Source organism: Streptomyces sp. NPDC014894 (genome assembly GCF_043080985.1).
Taxonomy (GTDB): Bacteria; Actinomycetota; Actinomycetes; order Streptomycetales; family Streptomycetaceae; genus Streptomyces.
Window position 1 is genome coordinate 32695 of record NZ_JBIBWD010000013.1, and the last position, 17266, is coordinate 49960.

Here is a 17266-nt window from a genome sequence, read left to right on the forward strand (position 1 = left end):
CCGCCCCCGGGGAGGCGCCGGACCGCGTCAGCGACGCGGCTTCGGGGTCAGCGACGCGACTTCGGACAGATGTCGAGCGACAGCAGGGAGCCGCCCTGGTCCTCGTCGTCCGTGCCCACGACGCCCGTGTCGGTCCCCGCGCGGCAGGCGACGGCCTCGATCTTGCGGTTGTCGACCTCCTTGCTGAAGGACGCCAGCGAGGTGAGCTGGTGCTTCGCCTTCAGGCTCACCCGGAGCCTCCCGGACGCGTCGGTGGTCACCCTTCCGGCGCGGTAGACGGCCGAGGCGAACGGGCCGGAGTTGACGTTCGGGTCCGACGCCGCGGTCAGCAGCACCGTCCCGTCCGCGTGCACCTTGATGTCGCTCGCGTGCCGCACCTCCTGCCCGTCGACGGGCAGCGGGTCCGGCACGCTGAAGGCCACCGGACCGGTCGCCGGGCCGAACACCCCGCTGTTCGGGTCGTACACCGCCGCGCGCACCTGCGCGGGCTTGGCGTCGCTCGATCCCCGGGTCGCCCAGACGGCGACGGTCCGGCCGTGCTGCCGGGTCAGCGCGAAGCTCTCGTAGTTGTCCCCGGCCGCGCGGCCGGGGACGGGCGAACTGCCCCAGGCCATCGCCGCGTCCGGGTCGAGCGTGAAGTGGTACGCCGTGCCGTCGCTGGACAGAGCGACGAAGTCGCCCGGCTGGCCGGGCACCGCGTCGACCGCCTCCAGATCCCTCGGCTCCTCCATGCCCCGCCAGGGCAGCTCCCGCACCACCGGCGTGTCGCCGTCCCGGTACCGCACGGTGGCGATCCGGTTCTCGCCCGTCTTCTTGCTGTCCCGCACCATCACGAGATCCACGGGCTCGTCCGGACCCGCGCCGTTCTCGATCACCGCGAGCCCGCTGACGCCGCCGGTCATTCCGGTGCCGACCCGCTGCCACTCCCCGGCGGAGGACGGTGCGGCGTGTGCGACGGAGACGGCGGTTCCGGCGAGGCTCACGAGGGCGACCGCTGCTGCGGCCAGTCTTCGACTCATCATGCGGGGGACGCTAACGGAAGATCCAACACAACCGGAACGCGGTCCCCCGCCCCTGACGAACGCCCAGGCCAGAGGCGGTCCGCGGAGCCGTTCACGGAAGCTCGCCGACAACTCGCCTCCTTGCAGGCCGAGTTGACGATCCGTCGGACTGATGCCCTTCCGCCCCTTTCGCCCGCCGCGCGGCGCACCCGCGGACGTCCGTTCATCCGTACACGACCGTCCGCCGGACCTCCGGCGCACGGGGGAGGACGGCGTCCCCGCGCCGCCCTCCCCCCGCTCGGCCGCTTCCCGCGTCCCGCCGTCCCGTCCCGTCCCGCCGTCGCGCGCGGGTCGGTCCGGCGGCCCGGTGTCAGGCGTTGACGCAGGTGTTGCCGAACGACGGGTTGAGCAGTCCGATCACACTGACGGAGTCGCCGCAGGCGTTGACCGGGACATGAACGGGCGCCTGGATCAGATTCCCGGACAGCACACCGGGGGAGTGGACGGCCGCCCCCTGCGCCCCGGCGTCGGCCCACGCCGCCGACGCTCCGCCGGCCACGGCCGCGCCCGCCGCCAGAGCCAGCACCGCACTTCTCAGAACACGTGACATGACACATCTCCTCTGCTGGGCGAGAGCCGCGGGGGCGGAACACCGTCGCTCCGCCCCGGACCTGAGCCGCTCTCGGCGCTGATTCGGCCCGCCGGGGCGCGCGGCTTGGCGCGCCGGGACGGATTCCGTCGAACGGCGTAACCCTGGCCACCCCCGCCCCTCACGTCCTTCTTCACACTTTCCACCCATCCGGACTCCTCGCGGCCGCGAAGTACGACTGAGAGCGCCGCCGCGCGGCGGCGCAGCGAGCCGTACGGAGTGAGGGTCTGTGGATCGGCGGAGAGTGGCCGTGGTCGGCGGCGGAGTGGCGGGGCTGACCGCCGCGTACGTGCTGCGGAACCAGTGCGACGTGGTGCTGTACGAGGCCGACGACCGGCTCGGGGGCCATGCCCACACCCACGAACTGCCCGCCCGCGACGGCGGCGCCGTCCGGGTCGACTCCGGCTTCATCGTCCACAACGAGCGGACCTACCCGACCCTGCTGCGGCTCTTCCGCGAACTCGGCGTCGCCACCCAGGACTCCGAGATGAGCATGTCGGTGCGGTGCGACGGCTGCGGACTGGAGTACGCGGGGGCGCGCGGCCCCGCCGCCCTCTTCACCGGACGCGCGGCCCTGCGGGGCAGATATCTGCGGCTGCTCGCCGAAGTCCCGGTCTTCCACCGGGGCGCGCGCCGTCTCCTGGCCGCCGGCGGACCGGAGCATCTCACCCTCGGCGCGTTCCTCGCCCGGGGCGGCTTCTCCCCGTACTTCGTCTCCCACTTCGCCGCCCCGCTGGTCTCCGCCGTCTGGTCCTGCCCGGCGCGGACCGCCATGGAGTACCCGGCCGCGTACCTCTTCCGCTTCCTCCGCCACCACGGACTGCTCTCGATCACCGGCTCCCCCCGGTGGAAGACCGTCACCGGCGGCTCCGCCGCGTACGTCGCCCGGGTCGCCGAACATTTCGCGACGCGCACCGGAGTGCCGGTGGCCGCCGTCAGGCGCTTCCCGGGCGGCGCGGTCGTCACCACGGCGGACGGCGCGGCGGAGACCTACGACGCCGTGGTCCTCGCGACCCACCCCGACCAGGCCCTCGCCCTCCTCAAGGACCCCACCCAGGAGGAGCGCCGGACGCTGGGGGCCTTCGTCCTCTCGCGCAACCCCACCGTGCTGCACTCCGACGCCCGCGTCCTGCCCCGCTCCCCGAGGGCGAGGGCCTCCTGGAACTACCGCATGCCCTCCTGCGACACCACGGCCGACGCCGTCCGGGTCAGCTACGACATGAACCGGCTCCAGCGTCTGACCGGCGTCGCCGACCATCTCGTCACCCTCAACGCGGGCGACGAGATCGACGACGGGCGGGTGCTCGCCCGCATGGTGTACGAACACCCCGTCCACACCCCGGCCTCCGTCGCCGCGCAGCGCCGGCTGCCCCTGCTCAACACCGCCGTCACCGCCTACGCCGGGGCCTGGCACGGCTGGGGATTCCACGAGGACGGCTGCCGCTCCGGCGTCGCCGCGGCCGCCGCGCTCGGAGTCGACTGGTGACCCGCGCCGACGGGACTGACCGGGCGGACGGGACTGATGGGACTGACGGGACTGCCCGGGCGGACGGGAGCGCCGACCCAGCCGACCGGACGGGCCGGAGCGCCGACCGTACGGACCGGAGCGCCGTGCCCGCGCTCTACGAGTGCGTCGTCTCCCACGCGCGCACCGCCCCCGTGCGCCATGCGCTGCGGCACCGCACCTACATGTGGCTGATCGACCTCGACCGCCCGCCCCGGCTGCCCCGCGCGCTGCGGCCCCTGGCCCGCTTCGACGCCCGCGACCACTTCACCGGCGCCGCCCGGACGATACGCGCCGGACTCGACGCCCACCTCGCCTCCCGGGGCGTGCGCCTGGACGGCGGGCGCGTCCTCATGCTGGCGCACGCCCGGGTCCTCGGACATGTCTTCAACCCGCTGACGCTGTACTGGTGCCACGACGCCGCCGGCGCCCTGCGATGCGTGGTCGCCGAGGTTCACAACACCTACGGCGAGCGGCACTGCTATCTGCTCAGGACCGACGAAACCGACCGGGCCGAGACCGCCAAGACCTTCTACGTCTCCCCGTTCCTCCCCGTCGACGGCGGCTACCGGATGCGGCTGCCGGTCCCCGGCGAGCGTCTCGACATCACCGTCCGGTTCGTCCTCGGGGACAGCTCCCCCTTCATCGCCACGCTCCGCGGGCGACGCGGCCCCGCGACGCCCGCCGCCCTGCTCCGGGCCGCCCTGCGCCACCCCTGGTCGACCGCGGCCGTCTCGGCCGGCATCCGCCGCCACGGCGTCCGTCTGCTGCTCCGCGGCCTGCCCGTCCTGCCCCGGCCCGAGCCGCGCGGCGGCGGGAGGACGGCCCACGCCCGCCGGACGCCCTGCGAGAGCGCCCCGCCGCCCGCCCACCACACCGAGGAAGGCACCGTTCAGTGACCCTCTCGATCCCCCGCGCCGCCGACGGACGCTCCGCCCCGCCCGGTCGGCGCGCCCATGTAGACGCCCGGACCTGGCCCGATGTGGCCCATCCGCCGAAGGCCCGCCCGGGCCACCCGGCCGTCGCCCGGCTGCTGCTCGAACGGGCCCTGGCCGGGATGCCGCTGCGGGTACGCCTCGGCCACCGCCCGCCCTCGGGAAGCGGACCCTCGCTCGTCGTCCACGAGCCCGACGCGTTCTTCCGCCGGATCGGCGCACAGGGCCTCATCGGCTTCGGCGAGTCCTACATGGCGCGCGAATGGGACAGCGACGACCTCCCGGGCCTGCTCGCCGTACTGGCCGCCCGCGTCGACGACCTCGTACCCGCCCCGCTGCGCCGGCTGCGCGGAGCGTGGGCGCGCCGCAGGCCCGAGGCCCACCGCAACACCGTGGCCGGGGCGCGCGAGAACGTCCGGCGCCACTACGACCTCTCCAACGATCTCTTCGCGCTCTTCCTCGACGACACCATGACCTACTCGTCGGCGGTCTTCCGGGCCTTCCCCGCCCGCCGGGAGAGCCTTGAGGACGCCCAGCACCGCAAGATCGACCAGCTGCTCGACCTCGCCGCCGTCGGCCCCGGCGTCCGGCTGCTGGAGATCGGCACCGGCTGGGGCGAACTCGCCCTGCGCGCCGCCGGCCGGGGCGCGCGGGTGGTGACCGTGACCCTCTCCGCCGAACAGCGCGATCTGGCCCGGCGGCGGATCGCCGACGCCGGACTGACCGACCGCGTCGAGGTACGGCTCCGCGACTACCGCGAGGTGCGCGGCGCGTACGACGCCGTCGTCAGCGTCGAGATGATCGAGGCCGTCGGAGCCGACTTCTGGCCCGCGTACTTCGCCGCGCTGAGCGACAACACCGCCCCCGGCGGCCGGATCGCGCTCCAGACGATCACCATGGAGCACGCCAGGATGCTGGACACCGCGAGAACGCACACCTGGATCAGCAAATACGTCTTCCCCGGCGGACTCATCCCCTCCCGCGAGGCCGTCGAGACCCACGCGGCCGGGGCCGGACTGCGCGTCGCCTCGGACCACGGCTACGGCGACCACTACGCCGAGACGCTGCGGCTGTGGCGCGAACAATTCACCGACGCCGTCGAATCCGTGGCGGCCCTCGGCTTCGACGACACCTTCCGCCGGATGTGGGAGCTGTATCTCGCCTACTCCGAGGCCGGATTCCGCTCCCGTTATCTCGACGTACGACAACTGCTGCTGACGAAGGAGACCGTCCGATGAAAGCGAGCAGGCCCGTCGCCGGCCGACTGGCGGAGCTGCTGGCCCCCTTCTTCGCGGGCCCCCTCCCCGTACGCCTGCGCGCCTGGGACGGCACCGAGGCGGGCCCCGCCGACGGTCCCGTGGTCGTCGTGCGCTCCCCGGAGACGCTGCGCCGGCTGCTGTGGCAGCCCGGGGAACTCGGCCTCGCCGAGGCGTACATCACCGGCGGTCTCGACATCGAGGGAGACCTCGCCGAAGGGCTCGGCCGAGCCTGGGGAAGCGTCCGCGACCACGGCCTCCACCGGCCCGCGCCCGCCCAGTGGGCCAGGGCCGCCGCCCTCGCCGCGGGCCTGGGGGCGCTCGGCCCGCCCCCGCGCCCGCCCGCCGTCCCCCGCGCCCGGCTCGGCGGCCGGCCGCACAGCACCGCCCGCGACCGGGCGGCGATCAGCCACCACTACGACCTCTCCAACGACTTCTACCGGCTCCTGCTGGACGAGTCGATGGCGTACTCCTGCGGCTACTGGACCCGGCCCGGCGGACCGGGGTACGGACTGGCCGACGCCCAGCGCGACAAGCTGGAGCTGATCTGCCGCAAGCTCGGCCTCCGGGAAGGATCCCGGCTGCTGGACGTCGGCTGCGGCTGGGGCTCCCTCGCCCTGCACGCCGCCCGCGCCCACCGGGCCCGGGTCACCGCCGTGACCCTCTCCCGCGAGCAGCACGCCCATGTCGCCGCGCGGATCGCCGACGAGGGCCTCGGCGACCTGGTCGAGGTGCGGCTGTGCCACTGGCGCCGGATCGACGGCGGAGGATACGACGCCGTCGCCGCCGTCGAGATGGGCGAGCACGTCGGCGACGCCGAGTACCCCGCCTTCGCCGCGCTGCTGCACGGGGCCCTGCGGCCGCGGGGACGGCTGCTGATCCAGCAGATGTCCCGGGGCGCGCACGCGCCCGGCGGGGGCGCGTTCATCGAGACGTACATCGCCCCCGACATGCATATGAGGCCCGTCGGCCGGACCATCGCGCTCCTGGAGGAGGCCGGACTCGAACTCCGATCGGCCGAGTCCCTGCGCGAGCACTACGCCCGCACCATCGACGCCTGGCGGCACACCCTCACGACCCGCCGGGACGAGTTCCGCGCGCTGGTGGGCGAGACCACCGTCCGGGTCTGGCTCCTCTATCTGGCGGGCAGCTCCCTGGCCTTCTCCCAGCGCCGCATGGGAGTCGACCAGCTCCTCGCCGTACGGCCCTCGCACGACGGGGCGTCCGGGCTCGAACGGCTCCCGCTGGACGGTGAGTCGGGGCTTGTGCGGTCCGCCCACGGCGACGGGTCAGGACGCGTACGACGGTCCCCCGGCGGAGAGCCGGGGCCCGAACGGCCTTCCCCCGAAGGAGAGTCGGGGCCCGAACGGCCTTCCCCCGACGGCCCGCCGGACCCGGAAGCCGCCTCCGGGCCGGCCAGGGGCGGGGCCCGATGACGGGCGGCACCGCCTGGGCCGCCCTCGGAGTCAATCTCGCGGCCGCCGCGCTGACCTGCCTCGTCGTCCTGCTGCTGACCTTCGCCGTGGCCGCCGTGCGCGGCCTCCACCGGATCGTCGACGTCGCCTGGGGCCTCGCCTTCACGGCGGTGGCCGTCGTCACCCACGTCCTCTCCGCCGGGCACGGCGACGACGCCCGCCGCCTTCTCGTCACCCTCGCCACCGCCGTCTGGGGGCTGAGGCTGAGCGCCCACATCGCCCACCGGGGCCGGGGCCGGGGCGAGGACCCCAGATACGAGAAGATGCTGGCCAAGGCCCGCGGCAGCCGGAACCTCCACGCCCTGCGCTCGGTCTATCTGCTCCAGGCCGCCCTGGTCTGGCTGATCTCCCTCCCCGTCCAGGCCGCCCAGTACGTCAGCGCCCCCGTCACCGCCCTCACCCTCGCCGGAGCCGCCCTGTGGTCCGTCGGGCTGATGTTCGAGACGGTCGGGGACTTCCAACTGGCCCGGTTCACCGCCGATCCGGCCCACCGGGGCCGGATCATGGACCGGGGCCTGTGGAGCTGGACCCGCCACCCCAACTACTTTGGGGACTTCCTCGTCTGGTGGGGGCTGTATCTGATGGCCTGCGGCTCCTGGCAGACCGCCGCCCTCTGTCTGGTCTCACCCGTGGTGATGAGCCTGCTGCTCACCCGGGGGAGCGGGAAACGCCTGTTGGAGGCACATATGGCCGACCGTCCCGGATACGCCGACTACGCCGCCCGCACCAGCGGCTTCTTCCCCCTGCCGCCCCGCGGGCCGCGCTCCGGGGGGAGCGCGGCATGAGCGCCGCCGTCCCCCGGAGCGGCCCCCGCGCGGAGTTCGGGGAGGAGCGTCCGGCCCTGTCCGTGCGCCGCTCGCCGACGCGTCCCCGGGCCGCCGTGCTCCTGCTGCACGGCGGCCGGGAGGACGGCCTGGAAGCACCGCCCCTGCTCAATCTCCCGGCCGCCCGGATGCGCCCCTTCGCCGCCGCGATCGCCCGCGCCACCCCGCTCGACGCGGTGGCGGTGGCCGAGGTCCGCTACCGCCACCGGGGCTGGAACGGCCCGCGCGCCGACCCCGTCCACGACGCGCGGCGCGCGCTCCACGGCCTCCTCGGGGACACGGACTCCCTCCCGGTGGTCCTCGTCGGGCACTCCATGGGAGCCCGGGCGGCCCTCCGGCTGGCCGGCGACCCGCGCGTCCACGGAGTCGTGGCGCTGGCCCCCTGGTGGCCCCCGGACGAATCCGTCGCGGGGACGGCCGGCCGACGGCTGATCGCCCTGCACGACGAGCACGACCGGGTCACCGCCGCCCGGAACACCTGGGAGCTGCTGGCCCGCGCGCGCCGGGCCGGTGCGCACACCCTGGGCGTACGGATGCCGTCCGGCGGCCACGCCATGCTGCGCGACGCCCGCACCTGGCACCGCGTCGCCACCGCCCTCACCCTCGGACTGCTGGGCCTGGCCCCGCTTCCGGCGGCCCTGAACGGCGACGGCGCGTACCCGGCGGGCGAGCCGCAGCCGTCGGCGCCGCCGAAGTCACCGCTGACGCCGACGACATCAATGCCGCCGCAGCCGTCGGTACCGCTGTCGCCGCAGTCGCCGCTGTCGCCGGGGGAGGTGCTCGCGGAAGTCCGCCCGCGCTGACTCCGGCCCGTCCTTCGCCCCGCGCCGCCGCCCGCGCACCGCCGCCCGGCGAACCGGAGCCGGCGGCTCAGTACGATGGTCCCGCCCGGGCCGGCCGGCGGGCGCGTACGGCGGAAGGTTGACGGGGCGTGACGGACCAGATCGAGGACGGCGCCGACGGGCGCCCCCGCCGCCGGGGCCAGGGCGAGCTGGAGGCCCAGGTGCTCGCCGCGCTGCGGCTGGCCCCGGAGCCGGTGAACGCGGCCTGGGTCCAGGAACGTCTGGGGGCCGACCTCGCCTACACCACGGTGATCACCATCCTCACCCGGCTGTACGCCAAGGGCGTGGTCACCCGGGAGCGGGCCGGACGCTCCTTCCGCTGGACCCCGGCCGCCGACGAGGCCGGACTCGCCGCGCTGCGCATGCGCCGGGTCCTGGACGAGGAGGCCGACCGGGAAGCGGTCCTGGCGAGCTTCGTCACCGCGCTCTCCCCGGGCGACGAACGGCTGCTGCGGGATCTGCTCGCCCAGACGTCCGAGGAAGAGGACGACTGAACCGATGGGGGTCTTCGTCTTTCTGCCGCTGGTGCTGCCGCTGACCGCGTGGCCCATCGCCCGCCTCGCCGAACAGCACCTCCACCCCCGCGCCGCGACCTGGCTGCTGACCACCGTCGCCGGCGTCCTCGCGGTGTGCAGCACCCTCTGCCTCGCGCTGCTGGTCGTGGTCGGCACCGCGCAGCTGCCCGGCAATCCGCTCCCCGACGGCTGGTCGGACCCCGAGGTCCGCGCCGCCGTCCCGTACGACGAGCTGGCGGGCAAGGCCGCCATCCCCGCGCTGATCGCGGTGCTCGCCGCCGGGACGCGAACGGCCTGGCACCACCATCGCGTACGCCGCCGCGCCGAGCGCGCCCTCGCGGGGCTTCCCCCCGTCGCGGCCGACCCGGTCGCGATCCTGCCCGACCCGGCTCCGTACGCGTACGCGCTGCCGGGCCGGGCCGGCCGTATCGTCGTGACCACCGGGATGCTGGCCGAACTGGACGCCTCCGAGCGCCGGGCCCTCCTCGCGCACGAGGGCGCGCATCTGGCCGCCCGGCACCACCGGTTCCTCCTCACCGTACGGCTCGCGGCGCGCGCCAACCCGTTTCTGCGGCCGCTCGGCACCGCCGTGGCGTACACCGCCGAGCGATGGGCGGACGAGACCGCGGCCGACGCGGTCGGGAGCCGCCGTACGGTGGCTCGGGCGGTCGGCAAGGCGGCGCTGGTCTCCCGCGCGGCGCCCATGGGCGCCTTCCCCGGATTCGCGACCGCCGGGCCGGTGCCCCGCCGGGTCGCCGCGCTGCTCGGGCCCGCGCCCGCCGCACGGCTGTGGCCGCCCGCCTTCACCACGGCGGGCCTGGCGGCGTGGGGAGCCGCCGCCGGGACCACCGTCTCCGCCCTGTCGTCGGCGAACTCGGCCTTCACCCTCTTCTTCATCCTGAAGGCCGCGACGCCGATGTAGGCCGTGCGCCGGGGCCGTTCACACGGCCGGGCCCCGGCGCGGCGTCCCCCGGGAGGGCTCAGCCCTCCTCTTCCTCCTCGAAGAAGTCGCCCACCTCGTCCACCGCTTCGGCGGCCACCAGACCGCCCGCGACCCCGACCGCCAGCCCGGCCGCGCCGACGGCGACCGCGGTCCCCACACCCGGCCCGGAGCGGGAGTGCCCGCCGTCCGAGTGATGCCCATGGTGCCCATGATGGCTGTGATCTCCATGGGACCCGTGGTGCGCGTACGCCGCCGGTGCGGTACGGGTGCCGAGGGTGGCCGCCAGCTGACGCACCCAGCCGTCCACCTCGGCGTTCCAGTCGCGCTCCTCCACTCCCGTGTGGCTCACCCGGAAGAGGGTGAGGGCCTCGTGGCCCGAGGTGAAGAGACCGCCCGGGCTGTCGGCCTCCAGAACGACCTCCATTCCGCCCGGATGCGCCAGGAAGGTCACTTCGAGCTGCCGCATGGCGTCCTGGTGACGCGGCGGCGGAGTCAGCTCGATCTCCTGGTAGAAGGGCAGCAGCTGCCCGGTGCCGCCGATCCGTCCGTACTCCAGATCGGCCGAGGCGAAGCCGAAGCCGAGTTGGCCGAGCGCTTCGAGGACCGCCTCCTGCGCGGGCAGCGGGCCCACGGCCAGCGGGTCCAGATCGCCCTTGTCCTTCGCCCCGGCGATCTCCAGCTCCGTGCGGACCGCCAGGACGACGCCCAGGCTCTGGCCGTGCAGCGCCGTGATCGGGGTCTCCCACGGCAGCGGGACGGCGAAGGGGACGTCGAGCCGCTCACCGGCCGCCAGGCCGAAGTCCTCGGCCACGGTGAACCGTTCGAGGGCGATCAGGCCCTCCGACTCCTCGTCGCCGCCCTCGATCTCGACCCGGGCGACCAGTTCCAGGGTGAGCCGGGTGATCGTCCGATCGGCGTTTCCGCCGGTCAGCCTGACCTGTCCGGTCAGATCCGATCCCGGCGCGGGGACGCCCGGATCCAGCTCCGTGTCGACGGCGGGTCCGCCCACGCCCAGGGTCCCCAGCAGTCGTTTGAACACCATCGTGGAGTTCTCTCCTCATATGCGGTGCGAGTGCTTTCCGTACTTCGGGTGCTTCCCGTGCTCTCCGTGCCTCCGGCCCGGGGCCGGGGCCGGGCTATCGGGCGGAGGCGTCCAGCGCGGCCAGGGCCCGGGCCCACCGCGCGTACTTGAGATCGGCCAGATCGGCCACGGTCCGTACGCCGAAGGCCGCGTCGAGGAGTTCGCCGTCCCGGTCGGAGACGCCCCGCAGGGCGGAGACGGGAGCGGCGAGGATCTCCGGCAGGTCCTTGTCCGACCACGCTTTGTCCAGCACCTTGTCCAGATCGATCGAAGCCATGAAGGCCCTCCCAGATTCGATGGTCCGGGCGGGGCGCGCGTCCGGCGCGCCCCGCCCCGGGCGCGGGCAGCCGAAAGCACCCGCCGCCCGGTCAACTTCTACACAGCTGTAGAAGCATAAGGCCGAAGGCTCCCCGGGGAGGGGCTGTTCGGGGCCGAAGGAGGGTGAACATCCGGAGAACGCTCAGGCCCGTGCCGGGATCGGCACGGGCCTGAACGTGGGGAGTTGAGTTGTCCGCGGCAGTCGCGGCAGTCGCGGCAGTCGCCGTGGTCGCGGCCGCCGTCAGGCGGGCCGGCTCCGCGCGAGCAGCACCCGGCCGAACAGAGGGGCGTAGTCCTCGGGGAGGCTGCCGAGCAGACGGGAGAGCAGCTCCGGTCCGGCGAGCCGCGCGACCAGGGTGAGGACGGTGGTCGCGCCCCAGCGGGCGTTGGCCGGAGTGGCCCGGGGCAGCCGCTCGGCCACCTCCTCGACCAGCGCCCGCCCCGTCAGGGGGGCGGCCGCCGAGGACCGCGTGACCAAGTGCCGTGCCGCGTCCGGGGGAAGAGCGGACGCGAGATCGGCGCGCTCGGCGGGGGAGAGCTGCCGGCCGAGCGCCCTCAGCGTGACGCGGATGACGTAGGCCGCCTCCTCGCGCGTGGGATAGAGGCCCTGATAGCGCACGGTCTCCACGAAGCGGTCGTCGGTCATGGCTCGCATCCGCCGCTCCGTCGCCGTCCGGTAGCGCTGGGCCGTCCCGGCGGCGCTCCCCTTGCCCCTGCCCCCGGTCCTAACCGCGGACGGCGCGCGGGTCGTGGCTATGCGGCCGTCTCGGGGGACGCGCCGGAGTGCCGAGGTTCCGGTTCCGTCCTGGTGTGCCGCGGATGCGCCGCCGTTCGACATGCCAACTCCTCCACTGAAGCGGTGTACCGGGCGTGTTCCCCCCTTCCGCTCCTCCATTCCCCCGGATCGGAGTGAACCCGGCGGAGGGGTGTGGCGCGCGCCGGTCCCGCCGCCCCGCGAGGGAATTTCGCTTTCGTTCGTGTGAGCCCGCCGGAGTCGGGCAGGAGTGGCTCTGAAGGATGATGTGCAACGGTTTTTCCCGAGGTGTCGCACAAGGCGGCACAGAGCATCGTAAATGCATACCCGGAAATAATTCGGGCAGCTGGTGCACGGGAATCACCGCACCTTTCCGGGGATCGCGGACCCGGCCTCTGCGGGGCTGAAGTCCGTATCACCGGATCGGTGCGCACACGGTTTCCCCATTGACGAGAAGAAGGAGAATTTCATGTTCGAGAACATGTGGTCCTACGTTCCCACCGCCGGTCACACCCCGGACGACGACCTCACCGGATACGGCGTCGAGGCGACCGACGGGCACATCGGCAAGGTCGACAAGTACTCCTCCGAGGTCGGCGCGCAGTACATCGTCGTCGACACCGGAGTGTGGATCTTCGGCAAGGAGGTGCTGCTGCCGGCCGGCACCGTCACCGGGGTCGACCACGAGCACCGGACGATCCATGTCGCCCGCACCAAGGACGAGATCAAGGCCGCCCCGGAGTTCGACAAGGACAAGCATCTCGGCGACCCCGCCTACCGCGACCAGCTCGGCGGCCACTACAGCTCCGGCCACTGACCGGAACGCCCAGAGAACGCCTGTGACCTGGTATGAGTCCCCGGGCAGCGGGTAGTGGTGGACGAGTCCGAGGGCACCGTGCGCCCCCGGTGACGTCTGAGGAGGCCGGTATGGCGAGCGAGAGACCCGTCCCCCCGAGGGGTGACGCGCCCGGAGGCCGCGGGGAGGAACTCCTCCGCGGCCTCCGGGTGGACCAGGCCCGCCCCGAGCAGCCGGTCCTCCTGGACGCCGACGGATCCCCCATCGCCACCTGGCGGGAGAACTACCCCTACGACCGCAGACTCGCGCGCGGCGCCTACGAGCGGCGCAAGCGGATCCTCCAGATCGAACTGCTGAAGCTCCAGAAATGGGCCAAGGAGAGCGGCCGCCGGATCGTGGTGGTCTGCGAGGGGCGGGACGCCGCCGGGAAGGGCGGCGCGATCCAGCGCTTCACCGAACGGCTCAATCCGCGCGGCGCCCGGGTGGTGGCCCTGGACAAGCCGACGGAACGCGAGTCGGGCCAGTGGTATTTCCAGCGCTACATCGCCCATCTTCCCTCCCCGGGCGAGATCGTGTTCTTCGACCGTTCCTGGTACAACCGGGCCGGGGTCGAACGGGTCATGGGTTTCTGCACACCGGAGGAGTACCGGCACTTTCTCGCGCAGACGCCCGTCTTCGAAAAGATGCTGACCGAGGACGGAATCCTGCTGGTGAAGTTCTGGTTCTCCGTCTCGCGCGGCGAGCAGCGGACGCGATTCGCGATCCGGCAGGTCGATCCCGTACGCCGCTGGAAACTCTCCTCCACGGATCTCGCCTCGCTGGATCTGTGGGACGCCTACACCACCGCCAAGGTGGAGATGTTCCGCGCCACCGACACCCCCCACGCTCCGTGGACGGTCGTCAAGAACAACGACAAGCGGCGCGGACGGCTGGAGGCCATCCGGCATCTGCTGCTGCGCTGCGACTATCCGGCCAAGGACCCGGAGGCGGTCGGCGAGGCCGACTCCCGGATCATCGGCCCCGCCGACACCCTGCTGGAGCCCGGCGAGGGCCCGGCCGACCTCTCGCCCACCCCGCTGGCCCCGCACGACCGGGGCTCCGGGAACCATCCGTAGCCCCGGGCCCATGGCGTTCTCCTCCACTCGCCGAGCAGGAAGGCAGTCACCCCCCATGACGGCACAGGGCCGCCGCGCCGCGCACAGACCGCGCCGCCGCGCCTCCTTCAGCCTGCGGCAGACGGCGTTCGCGTTCGGACTGGCCGCCATCCTGCTCTGCGGGGCCGGCCTCATGCTGAGGGCGCTGTTCCGGGCCGCCGGCGAGTACCGCCCCCTCGCCTACGCCCTGACGGCGCTGGCCGCCACCGCCGTGCTGCTGGTCGCGGTCCGCGCGCGCCGCCGCCGTCCCCCGGCGCCGAGGCCCCTGGTGCCCGGCCCCCGGGAGCCCGCCGGGCCGGAGACGCTCCGGTACGAGGTGATCGAGCCGGGGATCGTCGAGGCCGGGAGCCCCGGGCGCGGGGCCGCCGCGCCCGCCGGATTCGAACCCGCAGGATTCGCGCCCGCCGGGTCCGGGACGGTCGAGCCCGCGCCGGTGGATCCCGGGTACGCCGAGCACGAGCCGGTGGAGCCCGAGCCCGTCGATTTCGCCTCCATGGACCCCGTCGTCTTCGAGGAGGCCGTCGCCGCCCTGTGCGAGCGGGACGGCTGCCGCGACGTGGCGGTGAACGGCGGCGCCGGGGATCTCGGCGCGGATGTGACGGCGATCGCGCCGAGCGGTCTCCGGGTGGTCATCCAGTGCAAGCGGTACGGCCCCGTGAACAAGGTCGGCTCGCAGGACATGCAGCGCTTCGGCGGCACCTGCTTCGCCGTCCACGAGGCGGATGTCGCGGCCATGGTCACCACCGGCGAGTTCACCGGCCCCGCCGCCGACTACGCCGCCGAGTGCGGCATCCACTGCTTCGACCACCGCTCGCTCGCCGCCTGGGCCGACGGGACGGGACCCGCCCCCTGGGAGGCGGAGGTCCCGGCCGCGCCCTCCGCGGCCCCGGCCGAGTGAGCGGGAGCCCCTGCGGAGCCCCGTCCCCGGGCGGCCGGACACGTGCCCGCATTGGGGCCGTGTGTCCGGATGAGAGGATGGCGGACATGGACATCCGCCGCAGGAACAACGTCACGGTCACCGGCCGCCCGGACGGACCGGTGGTCGTCCTGGCCCACGGCTTCGGCTGTGACCAGAACATGTGGCGGCTGATCGTTCCCGCACTGGCCGAGCACTGCCGCGTGGTCCTCTTCGACTACGTCGGCTGCGGACGGTCCGACCTCTCCGCCTGGAGCGAGGAGCGCTACGCCTCGCTGGAGGGGTATGCCCAGGACGTCGTCGAGGTCTGCGACGAACTCGACCTGGACCGCGCGGTGTTCGTCGGCCACTCGGTCAGCTCCATGATCGGGGTGCTGGCGGCCCGGAACGCCCCGGAGCGACTGGGCTCGCTGGTGATGGTCGCGCCCTCGCCCCGCTACCTCGACGACCAGGGCTACCGGGGCGGATTCAGCGCCGAGGACATCGACGAACTCCTGGAGTCCCTGGAGTCGAACTATCTGGGCTGGTCCTCGGTCATGGCCCCGGTGATCATGGGCAACGCGGACCGCCCCGAGCTGGGGGAGGAGCTGACGACCAGCTTCTGCGCCACCGACCCCGACATCGCCCGGGTCTTCGCCCGCGCCACCTTCCTCTCCGACACCCGGGAGGAACTCAAGGGCGTCACCGTGCCCACGCTCGTCCTGGAGTGCCTCCAGGACGCGATAGCCCCCCGCGAGGTCGGCGCGTTCGTCCACGCGGCGATCCCCGGCTCCCGGCTGGTCACCCTGGACGCCACCGGCCACTGCCCGCAGCTCAGCGCCCCCGAGGCCACCGCCGAGGCCGTCCTCGGCTTCATCGGGGGCCTGCGGTGATGTGCCCCGCCGGGCAGGACACCGACCCCGCCGGGACCGGCGGCGCGGACACCGACGCCGCCTTCAGCGCCCTGCTGGAGGACAGCGCCGAGGAGCTGTACGACTCCGCCCCCTGCGGCTCCCTGTCCACCCTGATGGACGGCGTCATCGCCAAGATCAACGCCACCCTGCTGGACTGGCTCGGCCTGGAGCGGTCCCAGGTGGTGGGCCGGATGCGGTTCACCGATCTGCTCACCGTCGGCGGCCGGCTCTACCACGAGACCCACTTCGCGCCCCTGCTGCGCCTGCGGGGCGAGATCAGCGGCATCGCCCTGGAGCTGAAGGCCGCCGACGGCCGGATGCCCGTCCTCGTCTCCTCGGTCGTCAAGCACGACGGCGGGGGCGAGCCGCTGCTGATCCGCACCACCGTCTTCGACGCGCGGGACCGCCGCGCCTACGAGGAAGAGCTGCTCCACCGCCGCCAGGCCGCCGACGAGGCCCGCCGGGAGGCGGAGCAGGCCCGCGAGGAGGCCGAGGAGGCGCGCCGGCAGGCGGAGGCGGACCGGGCGCGTCTGACCGACGCGCTCGCCGTGCTCCAGCAGAGCCTGCTGCCCTCGTCCCTCCCGGCCGTACCGGGCCTCGAAGCGGCCTCGTACTACCACGCCGCCTCGCCCGACCGGCTCGGCGGCGACTTCTACGACCTCTTCCCCATCGACGGCGCCCGCTGGGGATTCTTCCTCGGCGACGTCTGCGGAAAAGGGCCCCAGGCCGCGGCCGTCACCTCGCTCACCCGCTACACCCTGCGCGCCGCCGCCCTCCACGACCACGACCCGGTCGCCGCGCTCACCACCCTCAACACCGTGCTGCACGAGCGCTACAGCGGCGGCGACCCGCGCTACTGCACCGCGGTCTTCGGCGTGCTCGTCGCCGATCCGGTCACCGGGCGCACCGACATCCGACTCGCCTCCGGCGGGCACCCCCCGGCGCTGATCCTGCGCGCCGACGGCCGGGCCGAGTACCTCCCCACCCCGGGCGGGCTGCTCATCGGCATCGTGCCCGACGCGCCCTTCACCGCCGCTTCCACCACCCTGGAGCCCGGCGACACCCTGCTCCTCTACACGGACGGACTGACCGAGGCCCGCACCGGAGCGAACCGCGCGCTGTACGGCGACGAGGCGCTGCGGGCCTTCGCCGCGGAGCGGGCTCCCGCGCGCCCGGGCGAGGTGATCGCCGCCCTCACCGGTCTGCTGGAGAGCTTCGGCGAGGGCCTCGACGACGACACCGCCCTGCTCGCCCTCGGCGTGCCCGGGACGAGCCCCGGCCACGGCCCCGCGACGACCCGTCGGAGCTGATCCCGCCCGGGATCCCCCACCGCCCCGCCGAGCCGCCCGTCCACCGGCCCCCGCCCGCCCGCTTCTGCCGGCTGCCCTCCGCGACTCCCTCAGGAGACGC

General features: G+C 74.0%; 18 protein-coding genes. 13 read left to right on the forward strand and 5 right to left on the reverse strand.

Annotated elements, in window-relative coordinates; translation table 11 throughout:
• Positions 1-47: 47 nt before the first annotated feature.
• Both ACF089_RS27680 and ACF089_RS27685 read right to left on the reverse strand, forming a co-directional pair.
• On the reverse strand, positions 48-1022 hold the full coding sequence (locus ACF089_RS27680) for a hypothetical protein (protein WP_392031986.1): 975 nt from the start codon (positions 1020-1022) through the stop codon (positions 48-50).
• A 349-nt stretch (positions 1023-1371) separates the two neighbouring features.
• Positions 1372-1611 (reverse strand): chaplin, encoded by a 240-nt coding sequence (locus ACF089_RS27685; protein WP_392031989.1) that lies wholly within the window; start codon positions 1609-1611, stop codon positions 1372-1374.
• Positions 1612-1879: 268 nt separating this feature from the next.
• Between ACF089_RS27685 and ACF089_RS27690 the strand changes: the two genes are divergently transcribed.
• The 8 genes from ACF089_RS27690 to ACF089_RS27725 all read left to right on the forward strand — a co-directional run bounded on the left by ACF089_RS27690 (position 1880) and on the right by ACF089_RS27725 (position 9923).
• Positions 1880-3136, forward strand: coding sequence for an NAD(P)/FAD-dependent oxidoreductase (locus tag ACF089_RS27690; protein WP_392031991.1), 1257 nt, complete (start codon positions 1880-1882; stop codon positions 3134-3136).
• Between the two features lie 125 nt (positions 3137-3261).
• Positions 3262-4053 carry a DUF1365 domain-containing protein gene (locus ACF089_RS27695; protein ID WP_392031994.1) on the forward strand — a complete coding sequence of 264 codons (792 nt, stop codon included), beginning with the start codon at positions 3262-3264 and terminating at the stop codon, positions 4051-4053.
• The gene (locus ACF089_RS27700) at positions 4050-5327 is read left to right on the forward strand and encodes a class I SAM-dependent methyltransferase (RefSeq protein ID WP_392031996.1); all 1278 of its coding nucleotides are present in this window, start codon (positions 4050-4052) and stop codon (positions 5325-5327) included. The genes ACF089_RS27695 and ACF089_RS27700 overlap by 4 nt, the downstream gene beginning before the upstream one ends.
• Entirely contained in the window at positions 5324-6781 is a 1458-nt protein-coding gene (locus ACF089_RS27705) for a class I SAM-dependent methyltransferase (RefSeq protein ID WP_392031999.1), read from the forward strand. The genes ACF089_RS27700 and ACF089_RS27705 overlap by 4 nt, the downstream gene beginning before the upstream one ends.
• Complete coding sequence (locus ACF089_RS27710) at positions 6778-7605, forward strand: DUF1295 domain-containing protein (protein ID WP_392032002.1); 828 nt, start codon at positions 6778-6780, stop codon at positions 7603-7605. Before ACF089_RS27705 ends, ACF089_RS27710 begins: the two co-directional genes overlap by 4 nt.
• Positions 7602-8447 (forward strand): alpha/beta hydrolase, encoded by an 846-nt coding sequence (locus ACF089_RS27715; protein ID WP_392032005.1) that lies wholly within the window; start codon positions 7602-7604, stop codon positions 8445-8447. The genes ACF089_RS27710 and ACF089_RS27715 overlap by 4 nt, the downstream gene beginning before the upstream one ends.
• Positions 8448-8575: 128 nt before the next feature.
• Positions 8576-8980, forward strand: coding sequence for a BlaI/MecI/CopY family transcriptional regulator (locus ACF089_RS27720; protein ID WP_392032008.1), 405 nt, complete (start codon positions 8576-8578; stop codon positions 8978-8980).
• 4 nt (positions 8981-8984) lie between these two features.
• Positions 8985-9923, forward strand: a complete 939-nt coding sequence (locus tag ACF089_RS27725; protein WP_392032011.1) for a M56 family metallopeptidase — start codon at positions 8985-8987, stop codon at positions 9921-9923.
• A 58-nt stretch (positions 9924-9981) separates the two neighbouring features.
• On the opposite strand, the gene ACF089_RS27730 is transcribed toward ACF089_RS27725, so the two are convergent.
• The 3 genes from ACF089_RS27730 to ACF089_RS27740 form a co-directional block, all read right to left on the reverse strand.
• A complete protein-coding gene (locus ACF089_RS27730; RefSeq protein ID WP_392032014.1) occupies positions 9982-10986 on the reverse strand; it encodes a sporulation protein in 1005 nt (334 codons plus the stop codon).
• 94 nt (positions 10987-11080) lie between these two features.
• Complete coding sequence (locus ACF089_RS27735) at positions 11081-11302, reverse strand: hypothetical protein (RefSeq protein WP_392032017.1); 222 nt, start codon at positions 11300-11302, stop codon at positions 11081-11083.
• 282 nt (positions 11303-11584) lie between these two features.
• Entirely contained in the window at positions 11585-11998 is a 414-nt protein-coding gene (locus ACF089_RS27740) for a DUF2267 domain-containing protein (RefSeq protein WP_392032020.1), read from the reverse strand.
• Positions 11999-12566: 568 nt separating this feature from the next.
• On the opposite strand from ACF089_RS27740, the gene ACF089_RS27745 reads away from it, so the two are divergent.
• The 5 genes from ACF089_RS27745 (at position 12567) to ACF089_RS27765 (ending at position 17166) form a co-directional block, all read left to right on the forward strand.
• The gene (locus ACF089_RS27745; protein ID WP_392032023.1) at positions 12567-12914 is read left to right on the forward strand and encodes a PRC-barrel domain containing protein; all 348 of its coding nucleotides are present in this window, start codon (positions 12567-12569) and stop codon (positions 12912-12914) included.
• A gap of 110 nt (positions 12915-13024) precedes the next feature.
• Positions 13025-14008 carry a polyphosphate kinase 2 gene (gene ppk2, locus ACF089_RS27750; protein WP_392032026.1) on the forward strand — a complete coding sequence of 328 codons (984 nt, stop codon included), beginning with the start codon at positions 13025-13027 and terminating at the stop codon, positions 14006-14008.
• 55 nt (positions 14009-14063) lie between these two features.
• Complete coding sequence (locus tag ACF089_RS27755) at positions 14064-14945, forward strand: restriction endonuclease (RefSeq protein WP_392032029.1); 882 nt, start codon at positions 14064-14066, stop codon at positions 14943-14945.
• Between the two features lie 86 nt (positions 14946-15031).
• Positions 15032-15835: an alpha/beta fold hydrolase gene (locus ACF089_RS27760; protein ID WP_392032032.1), complete on the forward strand. Its 804-nt coding sequence runs from the start codon at positions 15032-15034 to the stop codon at positions 15833-15835.
• A complete protein-coding gene (locus tag ACF089_RS27765) occupies positions 15835-17166 on the forward strand; it encodes a PP2C family protein-serine/threonine phosphatase (RefSeq protein ID WP_392032035.1) in 1332 nt (443 codons plus the stop codon). The genes ACF089_RS27760 and ACF089_RS27765 overlap by 1 nt, the downstream gene beginning before the upstream one ends.
• Positions 17167-17266: the final 100 nt, after the last annotated feature.